This window comes from Streptomyces sp. MK37H (assembly GCF_018035285.1).
Taxonomy (GTDB): domain Bacteria; phylum Actinomycetota; class Actinomycetes; order Streptomycetales; family Streptomycetaceae; genus Streptomyces; species Streptomyces endocoffeicus.
In genome coordinates this window covers 1-9,610 of record NZ_JAAAYH010000350.1, presented here as the reverse complement: position 1 = coordinate 9,610, position 9,610 = coordinate 1, and the positions used below count along the sequence as shown (strand labels likewise).

The 9,610-nt window shown below is 70.2% G+C and carries 7 protein-coding genes; 4 read left to right on the top strand and 3 right to left on the bottom strand.

Annotated elements, in window-relative coordinates:
- Positions 1-327 precede the first annotated feature (327 nt).
- The 3 genes from GWI24_RS33715 to GWI24_RS33705 are packed head-to-tail and all read left to right on the top strand — an operon-like array spanning position 328 to position 4,671.
- On the top strand, positions 328-2,634 hold the full coding sequence (locus GWI24_RS33715; protein ID WP_210949853.1) for an MMPL family transporter: 2,307 nt from the start codon (positions 328-330) through the stop codon (positions 2,632-2,634).
- A gap of 7 nt (positions 2,635-2,641) precedes the next feature.
- Positions 2,642-3,985: a sensor histidine kinase gene (locus GWI24_RS33710; protein ID WP_210949852.1), complete on the top strand. Its 1,344-nt coding sequence runs from the start codon at positions 2,642-2,644 to the stop codon at positions 3,983-3,985.
- The gene (locus GWI24_RS33705; RefSeq protein WP_210949851.1) at positions 3,982-4,671 is read left to right on the top strand and encodes a response regulator transcription factor; all 690 of its coding nucleotides are present in this window, start codon (positions 3,982-3,984) and stop codon (positions 4,669-4,671) included. The genes GWI24_RS33710 and GWI24_RS33705 overlap by 4 nt, the downstream gene beginning before the upstream one ends.
- 39 nt (positions 4,672-4,710) lie before the next feature.
- On the opposite strand, the gene GWI24_RS33700 is transcribed toward GWI24_RS33705, so the two are convergent.
- Together GWI24_RS33700 and GWI24_RS33695 are read right to left on the bottom strand one after the other, a co-directional pair.
- Positions 4,711-5,934, bottom strand: coding sequence for an FAD-dependent monooxygenase (locus tag GWI24_RS33700; protein WP_210949850.1), 1,224 nt, complete (start codon positions 5,932-5,934; stop codon positions 4,711-4,713).
- Complete coding sequence (locus tag GWI24_RS33695) at positions 5,931-7,334, bottom strand: MFS transporter (protein ID WP_210949849.1); 1,404 nt, start codon at positions 7,332-7,334, stop codon at positions 5,931-5,933. Before GWI24_RS33695 ends, GWI24_RS33700 begins: the two co-directional genes overlap by 4 nt.
- 265 nt (positions 7,335-7,599) lie before the next feature.
- Between GWI24_RS33695 and GWI24_RS33690 the strand changes: the two genes are divergently transcribed.
- Complete coding sequence (locus GWI24_RS33690; protein WP_308344176.1) at positions 7,600-8,637, top strand: serine hydrolase; 1,038 nt, start codon at positions 7,600-7,602, stop codon at positions 8,635-8,637.
- Between the two features lie 50 nt (positions 8,638-8,687).
- Here the strand turns inward: GWI24_RS33690 and GWI24_RS33685 are convergent, their stop codons facing one another.
- On the bottom strand, positions 8,688-9,548 hold the full coding sequence (locus GWI24_RS33685; RefSeq protein ID WP_210949848.1) for a family 16 glycosylhydrolase: 861 nt from the start codon (positions 9,546-9,548) through the stop codon (positions 8,688-8,690).
- Positions 9,549-9,610: the final 62 nt, after the last annotated feature.

Genomic DNA, 9,610 nt, shown 5'->3' with positions numbered 1-9,610 from the left:
GACACAAAGGCCTGGATCTCCCCGTCCCCGGCCTCGATCCGGTCACAGGTCCGCACGGCCGCGATGGCGCAAGAGGTGTCCATGAACCGAGGCTACGCGGCGCACCGCGCTCCCGTACGGCCCAGCGGGCCGGTCTTGTCGGCATAACCCCCCTGCCCAGGCCGGCCTGTAGTGCGTAGGCACCAGGACATATGAGTGGCTGGTCCGGGTGCACCAGGGGAAGACGGCGGCGGGAGACGATGCCCGGCGGGGCGCCGGAAGGAAGTGTTGGAGGCGCGTGAATCTCGCGCATTCCCCTTGCCTAGCGGTGTCTGGAGTGATCAACAGGTGGTGACATTTCTTTACCGGATCGGACGGTGGGCCTTCCGGCGGCGCCGGCTCGTGGGTGGTCTGTGGCTGGGGGTCCTGGTGCTGGCCATCGCCGCCGCGGGCATGGCGCCGGAGGGGAAGGAAGAGGACCTCTCCATGCCCGGCACCGAGTCGCAGAAGGCGTTCGACCTGCTGGACGAGCGCTTCCCCCAGAGCAACTCCCAAGGCGCCGAGGCCCGTTTGGTGTTCCGGGCCCCGGACGGGCAGCGGGTGACGGCCAGGGAGAACAAGGCGGCCGTCGAGGACACGCTTGGCTCGCTGGACGGGGGCGATCAGGTCGCGTCGGCCACCGACCCCTATGAGACCGGCGCCGTCAGCGAGGACGGCACCATCGCCTACTCCACGATCACCTACACCGCGGACGCCGTCGACCTGACCGAGTCGGCGAAGAGCGCCCTCGAGGACGCCGCGAGCCAGGCCCGGGACGCGGGGCTGACCGTGGAGATCGGCGGCTCGGCCCTGGATTCGGAAGAGGAACCGGGCGGTACGACGGAGATCATCGGCGTGGCGGTGGCGGCGGTGGTGCTGGTCCTCGCCCTCGGGTCGCTGGTCGCGGCCGGACTGTCGCTGCTGACCGCCTTCGTGGGCGTGGCCATCGCCTTCGGCCTGGTCTCCGCGCTGGCCGTGCCGCTGGGCCTGACGTCCACCGTCGCCATCCTGGCGCTGATGCTGGGGCTGGCGGTCGGCATCGACTACGCGCTCTTCATCACCTCCCGCTTCCGCGACGAGCGCGCCCAGGGCAGCGAGCCGGAGGAGGCCGCCGGCCGGGCGGTGGGCACGGCCGGATCCGCCGTCGTCTTCGCCGGCGCGACCGTCTTCATCGCCCTGGTCGGACTGGGGGTGGTCGGGATCCCCGAACTCACCAAGATGGGCATGGGCGGCGCGGGTGCCGTGGCCCTCGCCGTACTCGTCGCACTGACCCTGGTCCCCGCGCTGTTCGGCTTCTTCGGCAATGGCGTATCCCCTGCGCGAGCGAAGCCGAGGGCTTGGGGAAGGGTACTGTCCCGCGCCGTCCGCGAGGCACCCTCGTATCGCCGGTCGGGAAGCGAGCGACCGGGAAGCGAGCGCCCGCACCCGGTGCCCACCGCGGCCGGCCGGCCCGGGCTCGGCACCCGCTGGGCGCGGTTCGTGCTGCGCCGGCCGGTGGCCGTGCTGATGATCGCCGGACTCGGTCTCGGCGCCGTCGCCCTACCGGCGCTGAGCCTCGAACTCGGGCTGCCCGGAGACGAGTCCAAGTCGGTGGAGACCACCCAGCGCCGCGCCTACGACCTGCTGTCAGAAGGCTTCGGCCCCGGCTTCAACGGCCCGTTGACCGTGGTCGTGGACACATCGGAGTCCGGGGACACCCGGGCCACCACGAACCTGGTCGTCAAGACCGTACGGGGAGTGGACGGGGTCGCGTCGGTCGGTGATCCGGTTCTCAGCCGGACCAAGGACACGGCCGTCCTCACCGCCGTCCCGCGGACCGCGCCGAACAGCGGCGAGACCAAGGACCTGGTGCACGCGATCCGGGGCGCGGTCTCCGGCGTCGAGGCCGACACGGGCGCCGGCATCCTCGTGACCGGCACCACCGCGATGAACATCGACATTTCCGAAGCCATGTCCGACGCCCTCATCCCCTATCTGACCGTGGTCATCGGCCTGGCGGTGCTCCTGCTGATGGTGGTCTTCCGCTCGGTCCTGGTCCCGGTCAAGGCCGCGCTCGGCTTCCTGCTGTCGGTGGGTGCCGCCTTCGGCGTCCTCGTCGCCGTCTTCCAGTGGGGCTGGGCGGCGGACCTGGTCGGCATCGAGCAGACCGGACCGGTCATGTCCCTGATGCCGATTCTCGTCATCGGAATAGTGTTCGGCCTCGCCATGGATTACGAGGTCTTCCTCCTCACCCGGATGCGGGAGGCCTACGTCCATGGCGCGTCCCCCGGCGAGGCAGTCGTCAACGGTTTCCGGCACAGCGGACGTGTGGTGGCCGGGGCGGCGATCATCATGATCAGCGTGTTCGCCGGATTCATCGGGATGAGCAGCCCGACCATCCAGACGATGGGCGTCGGCCTGGCCGCCGCCGTCGCCTTCGACGCCTTCGTGGTCCGGATGGCGATCGCACCCGCGGTCCTGGCACTGCTCGGCCACCGGGCCTGGTGGCTGCCTCGTATCCTGAACCGTGTGCTGCCGAATGTGGACATCGAGGGTGAGGCACTGAGCAGGCAGGTCCCGGCCTCCGCGACCGTGCCGGACGCGGCGGTGCCGCGGCTCCCCGTCGGCCGGGACTGAGCCGGCCATGACGAACACGGGTGGCGGTGGCCCGCGACCACGCGGCACATGGTGGCGGGAGGGAGCGATCACGGCGACGGCGTTCGCGCTCTGTCTGCTCGGCGGCGTGGTGCAGGAGGACGGCCGCACACTGTCATGGCCACCTGCCGCCGCCTACTTCATCGCCGTGGTGTCCTGTGCCGTGCTGCCGGTGCGGCACCGGGCGCCCCTGGCCGCCATGGCGGCCACGACCGCGGCCGGCGTGCTGGTGCCGCCCCTGGGCCTCCTGCTGAGCCCGCTCATCGTGGCCCCCGCCGTGATCACCGCCTACTCGCTCACCGCGCGCACCGAACGGCACGCGGCGAGCGCGGTGTCGCTCACCTCCGTGGCACTGCTGGTCGCCTCCACCCCCTTGTTCGGGGCCCTCTCGTGGAAGGACGCGAGCAGGGTGGGGGCGGTGGCGGCGTTCCCACTGGTGGCCGGCGTACTCGGTCACTCGGTGCAGAACCGGCGGGCCTACCTGGCGGCCGTGGAGGAGCGGGCCCGGCGGGCCGAGAAGAGCCGGGACAGCGAGGCGCGCCGGAGAGTGGCCGAGGAACGGGTGCGCATCGCCCGGGAACTGCACGACCTCGTAGCCCATCAGATCACCCTGGCCAACGCGCAGGCCACGGTCGCCGCCCACCTCTTCGACGCCCGCCCGGAGCAGACCCGCAAGAGCCTGAAGGAGCTCGTCGAGACCACCGGCGACGCGCTCGACGAACTGCGGGCCACGGTCGGTCTGCTGCGCCAGTCCGGGGACGCGGCCGGGCCCGCCGAACCGGCGCCCGGCCTTTCCCGGCTCCCCATGCTCCTCGAGTCCTTCCGCCGCGCGGGTCTGGAGGTGTCGGTGCACCAGGAGGGCACGGCCAGGCCGCTGCCGCCGGGAGTGGACCTCACCGCCTACCGCATCGTCCAGGAGGCCCTGACCAACGTGACCAAGCACGCCGGTACCGATAGCGCCCGGGTGCGCCTCGTCTGGAACCGCGATCGCGTGACCATCACCGTCGCGGACGACGGAGGGGGCGCCCGTACGGCGCCGACCGCGTCCACGGGACCGAGTGCGGCCACGGGACCGAGTGCGTCCACGGTGCCGGAACGTCCGCCCGGTTACGGTCTGATCGGGATGCGTGAACGTGCCACCGCGGTCGGGGGACACCTCTCCGCGGGCAGGCGCCCGGAGGGCGGCTTCCTCGTCTCCACCCAGCTGCCCCTCCCGCCCGCCAAGGACACGACGCGGAGGACTGACGGAGCAACAACCCTTGAGGGGCGGATGGCCGGCGGAGCGACGGGCGACGGACGGACGGGCGACGGAGAGGCCGGGGATGCGCCGTGACGCTCCGGGTGCTGCTCGCCGACGATCAGGCCCTGCTGCGCGGTGCCTTCCGGTTGCTTCTCGACAGTGCCGACGACATCACCGTGGTCGGCGAGGCCGCCGACGGCAGGGAGGCGGTGAGACTCACCCGGGAGCTGCGCCCGGACGTGGTGATCATGGACATCCGTATGCCCGGGATGGACGGCCTCACCGCCACGTCGGAGATCTGCGCGGACCCGGAACTGCGTGCCAGCCGCATCCTGATCCTCACCACGTACGAGACCGACGAGTACGTCGCTCAGGCGCTGCGCGCGGGGGCCGGCGGCTTCATCGGCAAGGGCATCGGGGCCGAGGACCTGCTGGACGCCGTGCGTACGATCGCCCACGGCGACACTCTTCTGTCCCCCGCCGCGACCCGCTCCCTGGTCGCCCGTTTCCTGGCCACACCGGACGACGCCCCGCCGCGCCACCCCGAACGGCTCGCCGTGCTCACCCCGCGCGAACGCGAGATGGTGGCCCTGGTCGCGACCGGCCTGTCCAACCAGGAGATCGCCGAGCGGATGTTCCTCAGCCCCTTCACCGTCCGCGCCCATGTGCAGCGCGCCATGACGAAGCTGGAGGCCCGCGACCGGGCGCAACTCGTCGTCATCGCCTACCGGACGGGCCTGGCCCACGCCGCCCCCGGCGGCGGCACCGCCTCCAGTTAGCGCGGCGCCGACGCCCTCTCCGAATGGACCCCCATCAGGTCACCGCATCGGGGTGAATTCGGGCAGCGTAAGGGCTGAGTGGGCCGGTCGTGCTGTCTCGGAGGGCATGGTGACGAGGCCACGGAGCATGGTGTTGCGTTGCTCCAGGGCCCGCACCGTGGTGGGGAAGAGCGTGGCCGCACCGTTGTCGACCAGTGCCTGATTCATGGCGACGAACTCGCGAACGTCGCGTTCGTAGGCGGCGAAGGCCGCGGTGTGGTCCCGGTGCGTGGCCAGGGCGCTGGCGAGCATATAGGCGCCGACCAGCGCGAGGCTTGAGCCTTGTCCGGTGAGGAACGAGGGTGCGTACGCGGCGTCGCCGACGAGCGCGACGCGGCCGCTGGACCAGTGGGGCATGCGGATCTGACCGGCCGTGTCGAAGAACAGGTCATCCGCGTCGCGCATGGCGTTGACCATGCCAGGGACCTCCCATCCCGCGCCCGCGAAGACCGTGGCGACCAGGTCCCGCTGGGCGTCGGGGTTCAGGAGGGCATCGGACGGCGGTTCTGGCTGGTGGAAGTTCAGGAAGGCGTGCAGTTCGTCGTTGTCCCCGACGGCGTAGAGGGCTGCGGCTTTCCCCGGGGTGTTCCACATCATGAGCTCGCGGGAGAGCCCGAAGGTGTTCGGCATGGTGAAGATGGCGAAGCAGTAGCCGAGGTAGCGGTGGAACTGCTCTTCGGGGCCGAACAGGGACTCCCGGGTAGGTGAGTGCATACCATCGGCGCCGACTACCAGGTCGAACGTGCGCCGTTGCCCACTGTGGAAAGTAACGTCGGCCCCGTGTTCGGACTGGTCGAGAGTGTCGATGGAGTCGTCGAACAGGAATTCCACGTCGTCGCGGACTCTTCCGTACAGGGCCGTGGCCAGATCTCCACGACGCACCTCGAGATCCTGTCCCTCGACACTGCCGGCAACGGCGTGCGCGTTGACCGAGGCCACTTCACCGCCATCTGCGTCGAGGAAAGTGCAGCGACGCGAGTCGATGTGCGCGTCCCGCAGTCGCGGCAGTATCCCCATCCGCCGGACCACCTCTGTCGCGGTACCGCGGATGTCGATCGGGTAGCCACCGGCGCGCAGTGCGCCTGACTTCTCCACCACTGTGACCGCGCATCCGGACCGGTGCAGCCAGTACGCCAGCGCGGGTCCGGAGATGCCGGCCCCGGAGATCAGAACTTCGCGCTTCGCGGTGGTACTCATGTCCATCGACGGACCGGTAGCTGTCATGCCTGGGTTCCATTCCTCGTGATACGGACAACGAGCAGTGACAATGCGGCGACGAGGCCGGCGACGGCGAAACCCGTGACGAAGGCCGATTCGGTCGGCAGGCCCGTCACCGAGTCGGCGTTGGCGTCGAGGATCGCGGCGGCGATCTGGACGCCCAGGGCGATGCCGATCACGCGTGTCACCACGAGCACGCTGGTGGCGATGCCGGTGTCCTTGGTCTCGACGGCGGTGGCAGCGCTGGTGAGCAACGCCGTGGTACCGACGCCCGCGGCCATCGCGGCCAGCGCCTTCGCGAAGACGAGCTGCCATTCCGCGGTGTGCAACGAGACCAGGGCGATCATCGTGGCAATCGTGACGACGGCGCCCCCGATGAGCACGGGACGCAGACCGAAACGCCGCGCCGTGATCCCGCCGACCGAATCGCTTACCGCCCCGGCGATGGCGCCGGGCAGCAGGAACAGTCCGATGTCGGTGGTGGTGGCTCCGAAGCCGTACCCGTCGCCCGGTACCCCGAACAGCTGTGGGAGCAGAAAGCTCACCATCCCGAAACTGGTGGTTATGACGATGGTGAGCATGCACGCATGCCACATCGCAGGCCTTGTCAGCATGCGTAGATCGACCATCGGCGAGGCTGCCCGGCGCTCGACGGCAACCCATCCGGTCGCAAGGGCGGACACGACCACCGCGAGGGCCCCGACCGCGAGTGGCGGCAGGCCGTCGTCGCCCGTCACCCTCACGAGCCCGAGCATGAACGCGAGCAGCGTGCCGCTCAGCAGAACCACGCCTGACCAGTCGAACCTGTACTCCGATTCGATCGGCGGATCATGCGGCATCAACCGAGCCACGACCGACGTCGTCGCGATGATCGCGATCGTCGGCAGCGCGAACATCCAATGCCAGGAAAGTCCTTCCGCGATCGGCCCGGCAAGCAACGTTCCCACCATGCCGCCGCCCGTGAACAGCGCCATGACCAGCCCCATCCCCAGCTGTGACTCCTTTGCCGGGAGGTGTTCGCGCACCAGGATGAAGGAGAGGGGCAGCGCACCCACCATGGCGCCCTGCAATACCTGACCGAGCAACAACACCGGCAGGTTCGGCGCCAGGCCGGCCAACAGACCACCGGCCGAGACCACGGCCATCAGCCGGACCAGCACCCGCTTCCCGCCGTAGCGGTCGCCGAGTTTGCCTGCGACGGGTGCGACGGCGGCGCCGGTGATGAGCACCGCGTTGGAGACCAGCGCCCCTTCGCCAGAGCTGACCCCCAGCTCACGTTGCAGCAGCGGGAGCGCGGGATCCACCACTGTCTGCAGGGTGCCGAGGGCGAGTGCCAAGATGCCGAGGGCACCGATCGACAGCCTCCCGATGCGGACCGGGGACGGGGAAACCAAAGCTTCGGACATGGACGTCCTCTTCATCGTTGGTTGCGAGCGAGTGCGTGGACCTGCTTGATGTGCGCGCGATGCGCGAGGTTCACGCGCCCCCAACACTTCCGTCCGGCGCCCCGCCGGGCGTCGTCCCCCGCCGCCGTCTTCCCCTGGTGCACCCGGACCAGCCACTCACGTGTCCTGGTGCCTGCGCACTACAGACAGGCCCTACAGGCCGGCTCGGGCCGGTCGGACGGAGAGTGTGTTGCAACGAGAGGGAGAGCGGCTTGACTATGGGCCGGTGAGTGATGCTTGGGCGGGGGTCGACTCCGTCGCGCTGGAGCGGGCCGTGCGGGAGCGGGCGGGGCGACCCGTGGCCGGGGTCGAGGACATGGAGAGTTACCTCGCGGCGCAGGTGGCGGATGTCTCGCACCGCGAGGTGATCGGGCCGCTGCTGAACGGACACGGGCCCAGTGGTGTGGTCGTGCGACGCGGCGAGGTGCTCGCCCGCTGGGGCGATCCGGGCCGGGTGGAGATGGCCTTCAGCGCGACCAAGAGCGTGCTGGCCCTCGTCGCGGGTGTCGCCTTCGACGACGGGCTGCTACGGCTGGACGAACCCGTGTGCGGCTCCGTGGAGTTGCCCCAGTTCGCGGATGAGCACGGGCGCCGGATCACCTGGCGGCAGCTGCTGGACCAGACGAGCCAGTGGGAGGGCGAGCTGTGGGGGAAGCCGACGGGGGTGGACGCCCAGAGCGTCCGTGAGGGGACGGAGTCGGCGGGCGGGCCACCCGGTGAGGGGTGGGCCTACAACGATGTGCGGGTGAATCTGACGGCGCTCGCGCTCACCGTCCTGGTGCGGCGGCCGCTGCCGGAGGTGCTGCGCACCCGTGTCATGGAGCCCATCGCGGCCTCTGGCTCATGGTCGTGGCACGGCTACGACAACTCGTTCGTGGACGTCGGTGGCGTCCGCATCCCCGTGGTGTCCGGCGGCGCCCACTGGGGCGGCGGGCTGTGGATCAGCGCGCTCGACCTGGCCCGTATCGGCCAACTCTGCCTGAACGGTGGGGAGTGGGCCGGGCGCCGGATCGTGTCCCGGCGCTGGATCGCGGCGTTGTGGACACCGTGTGCCGTCAAGCCGGAGTACGGGCTGTCGTGGTGGCTCAACGACGGCCGCGTGGTGTGGCCACAGGCCCCGTCGTCCGGGCGCTGTGCCCGGGGCAACGGCGGCAATCACCTCTTGTGGGTGGACCCGGCCCGTGACCTCACCCTCGTCTCACGCTGGGGTGCCGATGTGGAAGCCCTCGTCGCGGCGGTCTCGGAGGCGGTCCGCCCCTGCTGATGACACCAGCGAGAACACCGCTCAGCGGGCTTCCACATCGGCCGCAGGCGTCAGCTGCCGCCCGTCACCTTGACGTAGTCGACGACCAACTGCTGCGGGAAGGAGGTGCTGCCGTCCGGGTCGCCGGGCCAGTAACCGCCGACGGCCAGGTTGAGGATGATGTAGAAGGGGTGGTCGAAGACCCAGCGGTTGCCGTTGAGGTCCGAGGGCGTGCGGGTCTGGTAGACGTTGCCGTCGACGGACCAGGTGATCTTGTTGGGCGACCAGTCGATGGCGAAGGTGTGGAAGCCGTCGGAGAACTTGCCGCCATTGGGCAGGGTGTACCCGGCGCCGATGCCGCCCGAGCCGGAGTAGCCGGGGCCGTGGATGGTGCCGTGGACGGTGCTGGGCTCGAAGCCCACGTTCTCCATGATGTCTATCTCGCCGCAGTTGGGCCAGCCCGCGCTGCCGATGTCGTTGCCGAGCATCCAGAAGGCGGGCCACATGCCCTGGCCCTGCGGCAGCTTCATCCGGGCCTCGACATGGCCGGAGGCGGTGGTGAACTTCTGGGAGGTGTTGAGGCGGGCGGAGGTGTACTCACACCGGCCGTACCAGCAGTTGTAGTTGGCCGGGTTCTCCTTGCGGGCGGTGATGACGAGGTTGCCGTTGCCGTCCAGCGCCGCGTTCTTGTTGCCGTCGGTGTAGTACTGCCGCTCGTGGTTGTTGACGTTGTCGCCGGTCTCCAGGCCCCACTTGGAGCCGTCGACCGCGCTGCCGGCCGCGCCGTCGAAGTTGTCGGTGAACTCGGCCGCGGCGGCGGTGTTCTGGGGGGTGTCCGTGGTGGCCGTGGCCGGTGCGGTGAGCCAGGGGGTGGCGGCGAGTGCGGTCGCGGAGAGCAGACCGATCACGGTGTTGCGCAGCGTACTTCTCATGGAACGGTGGTGCCTTCCTGTGTGGGGGATGGGACCGGTGGGTGCCGGTCCGGTGGGGGAAG

Bases quoted from the DNA above. Each gene is read 5' to 3' on its own strand.
- GWI24_RS33700 (WP_210949850.1), bottom strand. From the start codon at position 5,934: ATGACAGCTACCGGTCCGTCGATGGACATGAGTACCACCGCGAAGCGC.
- GWI24_RS33695 (WP_210949849.1), bottom strand. From the start codon at position 7,334: ATGTCCGAAGCTTTGGTTTCCCCGTCCCCGGTCCGCATCGGGAGGCTG.
- GWI24_RS33685 (WP_210949848.1), bottom strand. From the start codon at position 9,548: ATGAGAAGTACGCTGCGCAACACCGTGATCGGTCTGCTCTCCGCGACC.
- GWI24_RS33710 (WP_210949852.1), top strand. From the start codon at position 2,642: ATGACGAACACGGGTGGCGGTGGCCCGCGACCACGCGGCACATGGTGG.